General features: G+C 62.2%; 11 protein-coding genes. 3 read left to right on the forward strand and 8 right to left on the reverse strand.

All coding sequences use genetic code 11. From position 1 onward, the window contains the following. The first annotated feature begins 65 nt into the window (after positions 1–65). From RW095_RS11095 to flhC, 3 genes are all read left to right on the forward strand, one after another. Positions 66–1289 (forward strand): YeeE/YedE family protein, encoded by a 1224-nt coding sequence (locus tag RW095_RS11095; protein ID WP_317019062.1) that lies wholly within the window; start codon positions 66–68, stop codon positions 1287–1289. Between the two features lie 529 nt (positions 1290–1818). Beyond that, entirely contained in the window at positions 1819–2139 is a 321-nt protein-coding gene (gene flhD / locus RW095_RS11100; protein WP_006052742.1) for a flagellar transcriptional regulator FlhD, read from the forward strand. Positions 2140–2152: 13 nt separating this feature from the next. Then, complete coding sequence (gene flhC / locus RW095_RS11105; protein WP_128592026.1) at positions 2153–2722, forward strand: flagellar transcriptional regulator FlhC; 570 nt, start codon at positions 2153–2155, stop codon at positions 2720–2722. A 160-nt stretch (positions 2723–2882) separates the two neighbouring features. Here flhC and RW095_RS11110 read toward each other — a convergent pair whose 3' ends face one another. The 8 genes from RW095_RS11110 to RW095_RS11145 form a co-directional block, all read right to left on the reverse strand. Then, positions 2883–4214, reverse strand: coding sequence for an Nramp family divalent metal transporter (locus RW095_RS11110; protein WP_128596469.1), 1332 nt, complete (start codon positions 4212–4214; stop codon positions 2883–2885). 61 nt (positions 4215–4275) lie between these two features. After that, positions 4276–5478 (reverse strand): acyl-CoA dehydrogenase family protein, encoded by a 1203-nt coding sequence (locus RW095_RS11115; RefSeq protein WP_317019066.1) that lies wholly within the window; start codon positions 5476–5478, stop codon positions 4276–4278. 199 nt (positions 5479–5677) lie between these two features. Further along, positions 5678–6334, reverse strand: a complete 657-nt coding sequence (locus tag RW095_RS11120) for a methionine ABC transporter permease (RefSeq protein WP_128596467.1) — start codon at positions 6332–6334, stop codon at positions 5678–5680. Next, positions 6327–7487: a methionine ABC transporter ATP-binding protein gene (locus RW095_RS11125; RefSeq protein WP_317019068.1), complete on the reverse strand. Its 1161-nt coding sequence runs from the start codon at positions 7485–7487 to the stop codon at positions 6327–6329. Before RW095_RS11125 ends, RW095_RS11120 begins: the two co-directional genes overlap by 8 nt. A 13-nt stretch (positions 7488–7500) precedes the next feature. Further along, a complete protein-coding gene (locus tag RW095_RS11130) occupies positions 7501–8907 on the reverse strand; it encodes an LLM class flavin-dependent oxidoreductase (protein ID WP_317019070.1) in 1407 nt (468 codons plus the stop codon). Positions 8908–8949: 42 nt separating this feature from the next. Further along, positions 8950–9789 (reverse strand): MetQ/NlpA family ABC transporter substrate-binding protein, encoded by an 840-nt coding sequence (locus RW095_RS11135; RefSeq protein ID WP_317019072.1) that lies wholly within the window; start codon positions 9787–9789, stop codon positions 8950–8952. Positions 9790–10013: 224 nt separating this feature from the next. Beyond that, positions 10014–11600, reverse strand: a complete 1587-nt coding sequence (locus RW095_RS11140) for an efflux transporter outer membrane subunit (protein WP_317019073.1) — start codon at positions 11598–11600, stop codon at positions 10014–10016. 13 nt (positions 11601–11613) lie between these two features. Next, positions 11614–14799: an efflux RND transporter permease subunit gene (locus RW095_RS11145; RefSeq protein WP_317019074.1), complete on the reverse strand. Its 3186-nt coding sequence runs from the start codon at positions 14797–14799 to the stop codon at positions 11614–11616. Between the last annotated feature and the right edge of the window lie 63 nt (positions 14800–14862).

Below are 14862 nucleotides of genomic sequence, written 5' to 3' on the forward strand. Positions count from 1 at the left end.
GCCAACAACGCTCGCCAGCCGCCCGCCGGGCTGCCGGCGCGCGTGCGTTGTCGGTCAATATGATCATGTCCGAACTTTCTACCGCTCTTTCTCCCGCGCCCCGCCGTTTCGACCTCAACCCGAAACCGCTTGCAACGGCCCTCATTCTCATTGCGCTCGGTGCCGTGTATCTGGCCCAGACCGTCAGTGGCCGCCAGGCCGCGCTATATATAGTCGGTGCACTGCTCGGCATGTCGCTCTATCACGCGGCATTTGGTTTCACGTCGGCCTGGCGGGTATTTATCGCCGACGGCCGCGGCGCCGGGCTTCGCGCGCAAATGCTGATGCTCGCCGTGGGCGTCGTGCTGTTCTTCCCGGTGCTTGCGTCGGGGAGCCTGTTCGGCCATCCGGTGGTGGGGCTCGTTGCGCCCGCCGGCACGTCTGTGCTCGTCGGGGCCTTCATGTTCGGCATCGGCATGCAGTTGGGCGGCGGCTGCGCGTCCGGCACGCTGTACACCGTCGGCGGCGGCAGCACGCGGATGATCGTCACGCTCGCGGCATTTGTAACCGGCTCGGTGGTGGCGACCGCGCACATGCCCTTCTGGACCGCCCTGCCTGCGCTAAAGCCGCTGTCGATGGTCAACGCGCTCGGCGCGGGCGCCGCCATTGCGCTGAACCTGGTGATTTTCGCGGCGATCGCGGCGCTGACCGTCTTCGTCGAACGGCGGCGCCATGGGCGCCTCGTCAACGAGCCGGCGCGTGCGCCGCGCGCATCGCCCTGGCTGCAAGGGCCGTGGCCGCTCTTCGTCGGCGCGCTTGCGCTCGTGCTGCTCAACTTCGCGACGCTCGCGCTGTCGGGCCGTCCCTGGGGCGTGACGTCGGCGTTCGCGCTATGGGGCGCGAAGCTTTTTGCCGCGCTGGGCGTGGACGTGGCCAACTGGCCGTACTGGGCGACCCGCGCGAACGCGGGCGCGCTGGCAGCGCCTGTCACACATGACGTCACCACGGTGATGGACGTTGGCATCATTCTCGGCGCCATGGCCGCCGCCGCGCTCGCCGGCCGCTACGCTCCCGTCTGGAAAGTACCGGCGCGCTCGCTGATCGCCGCCGTGGTGGGCGGCCTCCTGCTGGGCTACGGCGCCCGCCTCGCCTATGGCTGTAACATCGGCGCCTACTTCAGCGGCATCGTTTCAGGCAGCCTCCACGGTTGGCTGTGGCTCGTCGCCGCCTTCGTCGGCAACGTGCTCGGCACGCGCCTGCGGCCCGCGTTCGGGCTCGAAGTCGAGCGGGTTCGCCCAACGGGCTGCTAATTCTTACCGATCAAGTTACAAAGTCGCCGAGTTTGTAACCGGGGCGCCATCTTTTCGTTACAAACCCGGTCTGTCCCCAAAACGGGAAATCGGAAGGTAGTAATTACACGAGTTGGCGCCGGCTTTTCGCTTCAATTCCATTCAGTCTTAATTACCGGTTCTCCCGAGCCGGCCTCCGCTGTTGCGCGGAAGACACGGTCTATCCCCCGCCGCACAAGGGTTTTCATGGATCTGAAGAAAGCTGGCCAAGCCGCAAAAAGGCAGCCAGCACCGCGCATTACAGGCCCGTGAAATTGTTACCGAAATTTGATGCATCTTTTTGAGATATTTTTTTGAGAAGGGATTGATTTCCTGTTTTGCCCTTCATACAATTCGTCCCAAGCTGTTACGAAATGTAACGCGATGTATCAAAAGGTCGCCATGTGTATCAGGGACGACTTGTAGCCGAAGGACAACGTTTTCGGCGAGGCATAAAAGACATAACGGCAAAAAGCCGACATAGTAATTCGGGGCTTCGGAAACAGAAAAAATGGACCGTAGCAGCGAGACGCTGGACTCAATCCGCGAGATTAACCTGTCGTACATCATGCTCGCGCAACGTATGTTGCGTGAGGACAAACCGGTCGGCATGTTCCGTCTGGGTTTGTCGTCGGAACTGGCTGATCTGCTTGCCGGGCTGTCGCTCGCACAGATCGTCAAACTGGCCTCTTCCGATCAGCTTTTGTGTTTCTTCCGCTTCAACGACCACTCGATGCTGTCGGCGTTGACGCAAACGACGAAGCACACCGCAGTTGCACCGACTCACGCGGCGATCCTGCTTGCAGGCCAGCCCGCTGAGCAATTTGCCTAATAGGGTGACTGCGATGCTCAAGCGTAGCCTGACGGAAGATGCACAAGAAGTGTTTCGTGCGATCGCGTTGATCGAACTCGGCGCACGCATGCAGGTGCTCGAGAGCGAGTTGACGCTCTCGCGTGACCGCATGATCCGCCTGTACCGCGAGGTGAAGGGCGTATCGCCGCCCAAGGGCATGCTGCCGTTCTCGGCGGACTGGTACATGACGTGGCTTGCTAACATTCACGCGTCGCTGTTCTACAACACGTACCTGTTCCTGAAGAACGAAGCGCGTTGCTCGCATCTCGATGCGCTGACCAAAGGGTATCGGCTGTATCTCGAACACTGCAAGCACAGCGAAACCGAACCGGTGCTCGACTTGACGCGCGCCTGGACGTTGGTGCGTTTCTTCGACGCCGACATTCTGCAGTTGACGAAGTGCTGCCGTTGCACCGGCAAGTTCGTCGCGCACAAGCACGATCTGCAGCACAACGTCGTGTGCGGTGCATGCCAGCCGCCGTCGCGTGCCGGCAAGACCAAGAAAGCCGCAGCCGCGCGCCAGGAAGCACTCGAAGCCGCGCAGGTCGCCGAGGCCGCCTGAGCCACGCCACTTGCCAGATTGATCTTCGATGACGGCTGGTCCGCCCGATTCGAAACCGAAGCCCCAAAGTAAAAGGTCCGCCACTTGCGCGGACCTTTTTTTGTTCGACGTTCACGTTTTCACCCGGCAACGGAGCGATGCAACAAGACGCGCCGCCCCTTCACTCCCCAACGAGTCCCACCGTCTGCACGACGAGCCACAGATTCGCCGCGGTAATAACCGCGAACAGCGTCCACGCGACAATCCGCGTGAGCAGCGTATTCGCGAACTCGCCCATCAGCGAGCGGTCGCCCGTCATGCGGATCAGCGGGTAAAGCGCGAACGGCAACTGCAGACTGAGCACTACCTGACTTGCGACGAGCAGCTTGCCGACTGCGCCGTTGCCCATCATCTGCACGCCGATCAACGCAGGAATCAACGCAAGCGCGCGCGTGATGAAGCGCCGCTGCCAGCACGGAATCTTCAGCTTCAGGAAGCCTTCCATGATGACCTGCCCCGCAACCGTGCCGGTGAAGGTCGAACTTTGTCCCGACGCGAGCAGCGTGATTGCGAACAACACAGCCGCGAAACCGGTGCCGACAATCGGCGCGAGCAGCTTGTAGGCGTCTTCGATTTCGGTGACCTGATTGTGGCCGGTCGCATGAAACGCGGCGGCCGCGAGAATCAGAATCGCCATGTTGATCATCAGCGCGAGCAGCAACGACACGATGGTATCGATGCGCGACATGCCGATCGCGGAGCCGATGCTCGCCGGATCGCGCTTCACCGCGCGCGTTTGCACGATCGACGAATGCAGATACAGGTTATGCGGCATGACCGTCGCACCGAGAATGCCGATCGCGAGATACACCGGCTCGCGTGAGCTCAACGCCTGCCACGACGGAATCAGTCCTTGCGCGACCGACGGCCAATGCGGCTTCACGAGCGCGAGTTCGACGATGTACCCGACGCCGATCGTCGCGATCAGTCCAAGCATGATCGCTTCCAGATCGCGGAAGTTCTTGCCCTTCAGGCCGAGCACGATCAATGTGTCGAACGCGGTCAGCAGCACGCCCGTGGTAAGCGAACACTTGAACAGCAGATGGAAAGCGAGCGCGCCGCCAAGCACTTCCGCGAGATCGCACGCGACGATCGAAAGCTCGGCAAGAAACCACTGCCCTCGCGCGACCGCGGGCGAATAACGCGCCCTCGACAACTCGGCCAGATCGCGCCCGGTGACGATACCCAGGCGCATGCTCAGACATTGCAACGCCATCGCCGCGAGACTCGACAGCAAGACGACGAACAGCAGGCTGTAGCCGTAACGCGAGCCGGCTTCAATGTCGGTCGCCCAATTGCCCGGGTCCATATAGCCGATGGAAACCAGCAGGCCGGGGCCGGCGAACTGCAGGATCTTTTTCCAGAAAGGCGCGCCTTGCGAGACGGCGACCGAGCCTTGCACTTCAGACGGGCAAAACGGCGCTGTTGCCGTGGTCGGTAATTTGAACTGCAATCCGGAGATCTCTTGAGAAGGGATAAAACCGCGGCGCAGACTGGCTGCACCGCGGACCGCCTCAAGTGTACAAAGAAACCTCCGGCAATGTCCCGCTGAGTGCATAACGGCCAACGTCGCGCACGCGATAGTCGAGCGGATCGTGCAGCGTGTGCACGCGAGCGTTGCGCCAGAAACGATCGAGCGCGAGCGGCGCATGCGTGGCGCGCGCGCCGCAGACATCGAACAGTTTCTCACTGACGTCGAGCGCCGCGCGATGCGCGACGATCTTCGCTTCTGAAGTAGCGAGCGCAACGTGTGCCCGCGCTTCGGCGGAAAGCGACGGGCCTTCGCGCCACGCGGCGTCGAGCGCTTGCGCGGCGCGCACGGCCAGCGCTTCGGCGCTCACCGCCTGAATACGCATTTCGCCGAAACGCTGGATCAGATACGGATCGTCGGTGGCTTTCGTCACGCCCGAAGTCATCCACGGCTTGCCGTATTGCGTGACGTACGCACGAGCTTCGTCGAGCGCGCCTTGTGCAATGCCCACGAACAGATTGGTCATGACCTGCTGCGATACCAGCGTGCGCAAACTCGCGTACGGCGTGTCGGCGCGTTGCAGGACTTCTTCCGGCTCGACACGGACCTGGACAAAAGACACGCTGCCGCTGTCGGTCTGCCGCTGCCCGATCGGATTCCAATCTTCGTTGACGGTGATGCCCTCGCGCGTGGTCGGCACGACTGCGAACATCGTGCTGCCGGTCTGCGGGTCGTGCCCGGAAACCGTCATCATCTGCGAGCCACGCGTGCCCGAGCAAAAGCCTTTTTCGCCATTCAGAAGATAGCCGCCGTCGCCGGTAGCATTGGCAACGAGCCTGGTGTCGAGCGGATTCACCGCATTGCCCCACCACCAGCGCTCTTTTACCGTACCGCTCAGGTAGCGGGCACGCTGCACCGCATTGCCCCACACATAGACACTGATCTCCTGCAAGAACGTGAACCCGAGCAGATGCGCGAGCGCGCTGTCCACCTGGGCGATCTTGCGAATGGTGTCGTAGATCTCAGGCCAGGAAGCGCCCTCGCCGCCGAATTCGCGCGGCACGGCAAGCGTGAGCAAGCCAGCGTCCGCGATCCACTGCTTTTCCTGCGCGGCGTGGCCGCCGGCAAGGTCGCGCTGTGCGGCGCTCGCATGCAGTGCAGCGATCAGGCCGGCGAGATCGCGCACCGCTGGTGCGGCGGACGCCTCGCGCGTTTGCAGCGCCGCGGTCTGGCGAGGATCATTCATGCTATTTCCATGTGATGATGTTCTGGAGGCGAACCTGCAGTGCAGGTGGAACGGGCTCACGAGAGGCTCGCGGCACGTCCCGGCAGCTTTCATGATAGGCGGTGAGATTCGCGACCGATAGGGCCTACGTCATTCGTCATGCGAATGCGCTACGTCGGCGGGCGGACGCCAGAACCGGTGACAACGGTGCGTTTGCCCATCACGCGCGCTGCGCGAGTCGCCGAACGAAGCGATCGCCCACCAGTTGCACAGTAGTCACGATCGCGATCAGCAACACGATCACCGTCACCATCACCGTCGTATCGAAACGCTGATAGCCGTAGCGGATCGCGAGATCGCCGAGGCCGCCAGCGCCGACCGCACCGGCCATCGCGGACGATCCGATCATCGCGACTACGGTGATCGTGAAGCCGCCCACAATGCCTGGCAGAGCTTCAGGCAACAGCACATGCCAGATGATATGCCTTCGTTGCGCGCCCATTGCCTGCGCTGCTTCTATCAGGCCGCGGTCCACTTCGCGCAGGCTCACTTCGGCTACGCGTGCGAGGAACGGAATCGCCGCAATGCTGAGCGGCACGATTGCCGCCCATACGCCGATGGTCGTGCCGATCAGCAAGCGCGTGAGCGGCAGCAGCGCGACCAGCAGAATGATGAACGGCGTCGAGCGAAATGCATTGACGAGCGCGCCGAGCGTGCTGTTCACCGCGCGTTTTTCGAAGATGCCGCCGCGCGTGGTCGTGACCAGCACTAGCGCCAACGGAATGCCGATCAGTGCTGCGATTACCGCGGACACGCCGACCATCACAACCGTATCGCGTATCGCACCGACGAGTTCCGAAAGCCAGAGATCAGACATAACCCAATACCTCGACATGGTTAGCGTGGCCGCGCGCGCGTTCGAGCAACGCGGCGATCTGCGCATGCACCGTGGCGCCCTCTTTCGCACGAACCTGCGCGGATACGATGAGGCGCCCTTGCGCATGCCCTTGAATGCGGTCGATTCCGCCATGCACGAAGCTCACGCCGCCTCCCTCGATGCTCAGCGCGGAAGTCAGACCGGCGAGGTCGGGGTCGCGTGCATTGCCGCCAGTAAAGCGCACGTCGAGCAGAACGCGCGCGTCGGTTTGCGCGATCCCGGCAAGCGGCTTCACGCGATCGGCGAGATCCGCAGGCAAATCGTGAACCAGCGTGCGCAGCAACGCCCGCGTCGCATCGTGCTGCGGCTCGCCGAACACACGCCACACCGGGCCCGTTTCCACTACGCGGCCACGCTCGATCACGGCGACCGTATCGCACACTTCACGAATCACCTGCATTTCATGCGTGATCAGAACGACGGTCAGGTCTAGCCGCCGGTTGATGTCGCGCAGCAGCGCGAGAATCGCCTGCGTCGTTTCGGGATCGAGTGCGGACGTCGCTTCGTCGCACAGCAGAATGTCGGGGTCCGTGACGAGTGCGCGGGCAATGCCGACACGCTGTTTCTGTCCGCCCGACAAGCTCGCTGGATAAGCGTCGCGCTTTGCCGCGAGGCCGACGAGCTCGAGCAGCGCATCGACCTTCCTGTCGATCGCCGCTTTCGGCACACCGGCGATTTTCAGCGGCAACGCAATGTTCTCGCGCACGGTCTTCGCGGAGAGCAGATTGAAGTGCTGAAACACCATGCCGATGCGACGGCGTAGCGTCACGAGTCCGCGTTCGTCGAGTTCGCCGACATTGACTCCATTCACACGCACCGCGCCCGAACTCGGTTTTTCGAGTCCGTTCACAAGGCGCAGCAACGTCGACTTCCCTGCGCCGCTGCGGCCGATAATGCCAAATACTTCGCCGCGTGCAACGTTCAACGTCACCTCTGCAAGCGCCGCGGTCGGTGCACCGTTGGACCCGGCAAATACTTTGCCGACATTGTCGAATACAACGGCCGCCTGCGGCGGCGCCGCGTTCGCACGATGATCGGCCGCGAGAGACGGTGCGTCTTCAATGAACTGCGGCACGTCGAAAAGATTAGCCATCGCTTCGCTCCTCTCAGGCTTCCACGGTTTGCTTGATGCCGCTGTGCGGCGCTCGCCGATGCTGCGCGCCGACATGCACGTCCGGTAAACGCGCGCGGCCGCCGCCGAAAAGCTTCTCGCGCAAAGTAGGCGCGGGGTCGTAGTCTTCCTTGTAGACGCCGCGGTTCTGCAACTCCGGCACGACGAGGTCCACGAAGTCCTCGAACGATTCCGGCATCACCGTGCGGGTCAGATTGAAACCGTCCACGCCCGCTTCCTCGATCCATGACACCAGTTCGTCCGCGATCTGCTGCGGCGAGCCCACCACCGGTTTTGCGCGGCCGCCGAGCGTCATCTGTTCGAGTACCTTGCGCTTCGTCCAGACGCCGCTCACGCTCTTCTTCGATATGGCTTCGACCGCCGATTGCATGGATTCCGTCTTCACATACGAGATCGGCTCATCCAGCTCGTATTGCGAAAAATCGATACCTGTCGAACTGGAAAAATGCGCGATACCGCCTTCGGCACTCGCATAGCGCCGGTACTCTTCGAACTTTTCCTGTGCGGCTCGTTCGGTTTCGCCGACCACCACCGTAATGCCCGCGAAGATCTTGATGTCGTCTGGCGCGCGCCCAAAGCTCACAGCTCGCGCGCGAATGTCGTCGACGATCGAACGCGTCAACTGCTTGTTCTGTCCGCCGACAAACACGCACTCCGCATGACGCGCCGCGAAATCGACGCCGCGGCTCGACGAACCGGCCTGATACAACACCGGTGTGCGTTGCGGCGATGGCTCGCTCAAGTGAATGGCGTCGATCGAATAGAAAGGACCGTCGTGCTTCACGCGATGCACCTTGCCCGGTTGCGAGAAGATGCGCGAAGCACGGTCGCGCACCACCGCGTCGTCTTCCCAGCTTTGTTCCCAGAGCTTGTAGACGACATCCATATAGTCGTCGGCGCGGTTATAGCGGTCGTCGTGACTGATCTGCTGGGCGAGACCCATTCCGCGGGCGGCACTATCCAGATAGCCGGTGACGATATTCCAGCCGACCCGTCCTTTGGTCAGATGGTCGAGCGTCGACATGCGCCGCGCGAACAGATACGGCGGCTCATACGTCAGATTCGACGTCACGCCGAAGCCGATATGCCGCGTCACGTGCGCCATCGCGGGCACGATCAGCGAGGGATCGTTGATCGGAATCTGCACGGCTTCGCGCAACGGCGTTTCGGGGCCGCCCTGATAAACGTCGTACACGCCGACAATATCCGCGAGAAAAATCCCGTCGAACTTGCCGCGTTCGAGCGTTTGCGCAAGACTCGTCCAGTAGTCGAGATCGGTGTAATGAGCCGAACGATCCCGCGGATGCGTCCACAAACCGTGATTGATGTGGCCCACCGCATTCATGTTGAATGCGTTCAGCAGAATCTTCTTCTTCGGCATCGCGTCACTCCTGTTGTTTCGGTTCAGCGCGGAACGCGCCGCTTACCAGGCGACCGCGTACAGATTGCCGAATGCCTTGTCGAGCGCGGCGCGCACGGCCGGCGAATGCTGATAGATCGAAATGAACTTGCGAATGCGCGGGTCGTTCACGCTTTCCGGACGCACGACCCACTGAATCGCGTAGTTCTTGTTCTCCAGGCCGTCGAACAGAAGCGCGCTATTCGGGTCCGTCGTACCCGCGAGTTTGATGAAGCTCGGATAGCCCTGTGCAAGATCGACATCGTCGAGCGAACGCGCCAGTTGCGATGCTTCGAGTTGAACGATCTTCAGATGCCTGGGGTTGTCGATAATGTCGAGCGTGGTTGCGCGATAGTCGATTCCGGGCGTCAGCTTGATGAGCCCCGCGCGTTGCAGCAGCAACAAGCCGCGCCCGCCATTGACAGGATCGTTGGCGATCGCCACGGTCGCGCCGTCTTTCAACTCGTCGAAGCGTTTGATCTTCTTCGAGTACAGACCGATCTTCATGATCGTGCCGGGGGCAATTGCGACAAAGTTATAGCCGCCCTGCTTCTTCGCGTTCTCGAGAAACGGAATGTGCTGGAAGTAATTCACGTCGATATCCTTATTCGCGAGTGCGGCGTTCGGCGTGTTCCAGTCGGTGAATTCGATTACCTTCACGTCGAGGCCCTGTTCTTTCGCCTCGCGCACGGCTACTTTCAGCGCCTCGATTTGCGGGCTCGTGGCGGTGCCTATCTTCAGCGTCGGCGCGTCCGCTGCGAATGCGGGCGCTGCGGGCAGAGCCAGGGCGAAGCCAAAGGCGCTGACAAGCGCGAGCGTCGGCGCGCGAAAAAAACGCCGCACGTTTAAAGCGAAATTGCGCATGGTGGACTCTTGTGGTTGATACGTGATTTGGTTCGCGGCGAGCCTGTTCGGCGGCCCACGCCAAGGTGCGAATCATCATAGAGGCCACGATACCAACGGGTCTACGAACGGATTTTCGAAAGGAAAGTGCTAAAAAAGATTTGCGCAAAAAAAAGCCGGACCGCGCCTGGTCGCGCGATCCGGCTTGTTTCCAGCACTCAGGTCCAGCCTCAGCAGTTAAACCCCTAGCGCTTGGCCACCTGTTCGCCAGGCGCCGCTGAGGAAGCCGGCGTTGCAGCCGGTGCAGCGGAACCCACTGCGGTGTCGGATGCAGCCACATCGCCCCAGCCGCCGCCCAGAGCGCGAATCAGGTTCACGGTCGCGACAGCCTGCGTGCCCTGCAAGTGGCTCGCCTGCAGTTGCGTATTCAATACCTGCCGCTCGCCGTCGATCACGTCCAGATAGCTGACCGCGCCTTCGGTGTACTGCGTGCGCGACAGACGCGCCGCGCGCTGCGAGGCCTGCACTGCATCGTTCTGCTCGCGCATCTGGTCATCGAGCAGGCGCAGGTCGGCCAGGTTGTCCTCGACTTCGCGGAACGCCACCAGAACCTGCTGGCGATACTGCGCGACGTCCTCGTCGTATTTCGCACGAGCCTGCGCGAGATTCGCCTTGCGCCGACCGCCGTCGAACAGAGGCAACGTCAATGCAGTGCCGGCAAACGGCCCGAGAATGAACGCGCGGCTCGACCACATGAACAGATTGCCCAAGGTCGCCGACTCATAGCCGAATGCGCCAGTGATATCGAGCTTCGGGAAAAACGCCGACTTCGCGAGACCTACGCGCGCATTTGCCGCCGCCATCGCGCGCTCGGCTGCCGAAACATCCGGCCGCCGTTCGAGCAGCGCCGAAGGCAAGCCCGGCGGCACACGCGCCGCTACCGGCACGAGCGGAGCTTCCGCGAATGAGAAGTCTGCCGGCGGCTTGCCGAGCAGAATCGCGAGACTATGCTCCGACGCCGCGCGCTGACGTGCGACGCCCACGGCATCCGCGCGCGCGCTCGCAAGTTCGTTGCGGGCGCGAGAAACATCGAGCTCGCTGATGTCGCCTTCCCTGAAACGACGCTCGACGAGCTTCAATGTATCTTCACGCAATGCCACTGTACGGCGGTACAGGTCCTGATCCGTATCGAGTTCGCGCAACTGGAAATAGTTTTGCGCGACGTCGGCCTGCAACGACAACTGCACCGAACGGAACAGCGCTTCGCTTTGCTGCTCGTCCGCACGCGACGCATTGACGTTAGAGCCGACGCGACCGAACAGATCCGCCTCATACGACGCGCCGACCTGCGCCCGCCAGATGGTGCCAGTCGTGCCGCCCACGCTATCCGGCTGAAACTGCGACGCTGCCGACGCACGTTCGCGGGTCGGGCCGAAGCCCGCATCGATCTTCGGGAACCAGTCCGACTTCGCTGCGCGCGTCACGGCACGGGCCTGCTGCACGCGCGCTGCTGCCGCCTTCAGGTCCTGATTCGCGGCGGCCGCCTGCTCTTCGAGCGCGTCGAGCTGCGGGTCGCCAAAAATCTTCCACCATTCGCCGCGATGCGCGTCGTCGGCGGGTTGCGCCGTCTTCCACGTGCCGGCGTCCGGCGCCGATGCGGCCGAGGTCGCCGAAGCCCCCGAAGCCGCCACCGGTGCTTCCTTGAACGCGGTGGGCGTATCCACTTCCGGCCGCTTGTAGGTGGGCTCCACCGAGCAGGCGGCGAGCAGCGCGAGCAGCAAACCGCTGGCTGCCGCCCGGCCCCATCCACTCAAACTTTCAAAGCGTTTCATTGTTGTTTTCTCCTCAGGCATCCGTGACCGGTGCGCCAATGCGCGGCGAATCCTTCTGCGCGACGTGAATCGTCCCGCCGGCCAACGTACGCAGCACCACATAGAACACCGGCGTGAGCATCAGCCCGAACAGCGTGACGCCGAGCATGCCGAAGAACACCGCGACACCCATTGCGTGACGCATTTCCGAACCGGCTCCGGTCGACAACACCAGCGGCACCACACCCATGATGAACGCTATCGACGTCATCAGAATCGGCCGCAGACGCAGGCGGCTCGCCTCAATTGCCGCCGAAAGCGGTGTATGTCCGTCGTGTTCGAGTTCGCGAGCAAACTCCACGATCAGAATCGCGTTCTTCGCCGACAAGCCCACCAGCACCATCAAGCCGATCTGCGTAAAGATGTTGTTGTCGCCGCCCGTGAGCCACACGCCGGTCAGCGCGGACAGCACGCTCATCGGCACGATCAGGATCACGGCGAGCGGCAGCGTCAGGCTTTCATACAGTGCGGCGAGCACTAGGAACACGAGCAGCACGCTGATCGGGAACACCCACAAGCCCGCATTGCCGGCGAGAATCTGCTGATAGGTCAGGTCGGTCCATTCGAGCTTCACGCCTCGCGGCAGAACCTCGGCCGCCACGCGCTCAGCCGCGGCTTGCGCTTGACCGGACGAGAAGCCCGGTGCCGGTCCACCGTTGATATCGGCTGCCGTATAGCCGTTGTAACGCACCACCATTTCCGGACCGAACGTCGGCGTGACCGACACGAGCGACGACAACGGCACCATGTCGCCCGCAGCATTGCGCGTCTTCAGTTGCAGGATGTCGTCGGCGCGTTGACGGAACGGTGCATCTGCCTGCACCCGCACCTGGTACACGCGGCCAAAGCGGTTGAAGTCGTTCACATACAGCGAGCCCAGATAGATCTGCATCGTGTTGAACACGTCGGTGACCGGCACGCCGAGTTGCTTCGCCTTCACGCGGTCGAGGTCCACGTTCAATTGCGGCACGTTGATCTGATAGCTGGAGAAGGTCGGGCCCAGTTCAGGCGTTTGCGCCGCCTTCTTCACGAATGCTTCCGCTGCCTTGTTCAATTCCGCGTAACCGAGCGCGCCGTGATCCTCCAGTTGCATCTTGAAACCGCCGAGCGTGCCGAGACCGAGCACGGGTGGCGGCGGAAACACCGCGACGAACGAATCCTTGATCGCGCCGTACTGCTGGTTCAACGCGCCCGCAATCGCACCCGCCGAAAGCTTCTTGTCGCCGCGCTCCTTGAACGGCTTGAGCGTGACGAACACAATGCCCGCGCTCGAACTATTCGTGAAGCCGTTCACCGACAAACCCGGGAACGCCACCGCGCTTTCCACGCCCTTCTGCTTGAGCGCAATCGCGCTCATGTCGCGGATCACTTTTTCCGTACGATCCAGCGATGCGCCGTTCGGCAACTGCGCGAACGCAATCAGATACTCCTTGTCCTGCGCGGGCACGAAGCCGCCCGGCACGACACGCAAGATCAGCACCGTTGCGCCGAGCAGAATGGCATACACCGCGAGCATCGCACCCTTGCGGCGCAGCACGCCCGTCACGCCGCGGCCGTATTCCGTCGAGCCGCGATGAAACACCTTGTTGAAGCCCTTGAAGAAGCGGCCCAGCACGCGGTTCATCGCACGCGTCAGGAAGTCTTCCTTCGCGCCGTGGCCGCGCAGCAGCATTGCGGACAACGCCGGCGACAGCGTCAACGAGTTGAACGCCGAGATCACCGTGGAGATCGCGATGGTCATCGCGAACTGCTTGTAGAACTGACCCGTGAGGCCCGTCATGAACGCGAGCGGCACGAACACGGCAACGAGCGTGAGCGCGATGGCGATAATCGGCCCGCTCACTTCCTGCATCGCCTTATAGGTCGCATCGCGCGCACTGAGCCCGCTTTCGATATTCCGTTCGACGTTCTCCACCACCACGATCGCGTCGTCCACCACGATCCCGATGGCGAGCACCATGCCGAACAACGACAACGCATTGATCGAGAAGCCAAAGGCAAGCAACAGCGAGAACGTGCCGACGATCGACACCGGCACGGCGATCAACGGAATGATCGACGCGCGCCACGTCTGCAGGAACACGATCACGACGATCACCACCAGCGCGATTGCTTCGAGCAGCGTATGAACGACCGCCTCGATACTCGAGCGCACGAACTGCGTCGGGTCGTAGACGATCTCGTATTCGACACCCGCGGGCATGTCTTGCGCGAGTTCCTTCATTGCGGAGCGGACTTCGTCGGAAATCGCGAGCGAGTTCGCGCCTGGCGCCTGGTTGATCGCGAGCGCAACCGCCGGCTTATTGTCGAGCAGCGAACGCAGACCGTATTCCGAGGCGGCCAGTTCGACACGTGAGATGTCACGCAGATAGGTCACGCCGCCATCGGGCGCGGTCTTCACGATGATGTCGCCGAATTCGCCCTCGGTCTTCAAACGGCCGCGCGCATTGACCGACAACTGCAATTGCGTGCCCGGCACCGAAGGCGATGCGCCGATCACGCCGGCCGCCACCTGAATGTTCTGCTCGCGAATTGCGTTGACCACTTCGGTCGCCGTCAAACCGCGTTGCGCCACCTTCTGCGGATCGAGCCACACACGCATTGCATAGTCGCCCGAACCCCACAACTGCACCTCGCCGACGCCCTGAATGCGCGCGAGCCGGTCCTTGACGTTCAGCAGCGCGTAGTTGCGCAGATACGTCATGTCGTAGCGGTTATTCGGCGAGATCAGGTGGACCACCATGGTCAGCGTGGGCGAACTCTTGATCGTCGTCACGCCGAGCCGTTGCACGTCTTCCGGCAGACGCGGCAGTGCCTGGTTCACGCGGTTCTGCACCAGTTGCGTCGCGAGGTCCGGGTTCGTGCCGAGCTTGAACGTGACCGTCAGCGTGAGATTGCCGTCGCTATTTGCTTGCGACTGCATATACAGCATGTTCTCGACGCCGTTGATCTGCTCTTCGAGCGGCGAAGCGACGGCTTCAGCGATCACTTTCGGATTTGCGCCAGGATACTGCGCGTGCACCACGACCGACGGCGGTACCACTTCGGGGTACTCGGAGATCGGCAGCTTGAAGAGCGAAATAACGCCCGCCAGCAAAACCAATACCGATAGCACGCCCGCAAAGATCGGCCGATCGATGAAGAATTTGGATATGTTCATTGGAAGCTCTTGATGTTGGAGCAAGCGGTTGGAGCAAGGCGCCGCGCGTTCAATGCCGCGGCG

This window comes from Paraburkholderia kirstenboschensis, assembly GCF_032806925.1.
GTDB lineage: Bacteria > Pseudomonadota > Gammaproteobacteria > Burkholderiales > Burkholderiaceae > Paraburkholderia > Paraburkholderia kirstenboschensis.

What these genes read in the sequence shown, in the direction of transcription:
- RW095_RS11095 (WP_317019062.1), top strand. Translation starts at nt 66, where the DNA reads ATGTCCGAACTTTCTACCGCTCTTTCTCCCGCGCCCCGCCGTTTCGAC.
- flhD (WP_006052742.1), top strand. Translation starts at nt 1,819, where the DNA reads ATGGACCGTAGCAGCGAGACGCTGGACTCAATCCGCGAGATTAACCTG.
- flhC (WP_128592026.1), top strand. Translation starts at nt 2,153, where the DNA reads ATGCTCAAGCGTAGCCTGACGGAAGATGCACAAGAAGTGTTTCGTGCG.
- RW095_RS11115 (WP_317019066.1), bottom strand. Translation starts at nt 5,478, where the DNA reads ATGAATGATCCTCGCCAGACCGCGGCGCTGCAAACGCGCGAGGCGTCC.
- RW095_RS11120 (WP_128596467.1), bottom strand. Translation starts at nt 6,334, where the DNA reads ATGTCTGATCTCTGGCTTTCGGAACTCGTCGGTGCGATACGCGATACG.
- RW095_RS11125 (WP_317019068.1), bottom strand. Translation starts at nt 7,487, where the DNA reads ATGGCTAATCTTTTCGACGTGCCGCAGTTCATTGAAGACGCACCGTCT.
- RW095_RS11130 (WP_317019070.1), bottom strand. Translation starts at nt 8,907, where the DNA reads ATGCCGAAGAAGAAGATTCTGCTGAACGCATTCAACATGAATGCGGTG.
- RW095_RS11135 (WP_317019072.1), bottom strand. Translation starts at nt 9,789, where the DNA reads ATGCGCAATTTCGCTTTAAACGTGCGGCGTTTTTTTCGCGCGCCGACG.
- RW095_RS11140 (WP_317019073.1), bottom strand. Translation starts at nt 11,600, where the DNA reads ATGAAACGCTTTGAAAGTTTGAGTGGATGGGGCCGGGCGGCAGCCAGC.
- RW095_RS11145 (WP_317019074.1), bottom strand. Translation starts at nt 14,799, where the DNA reads ATGAACATATCCAAATTCTTCATCGATCGGCCGATCTTTGCGGGCGTG.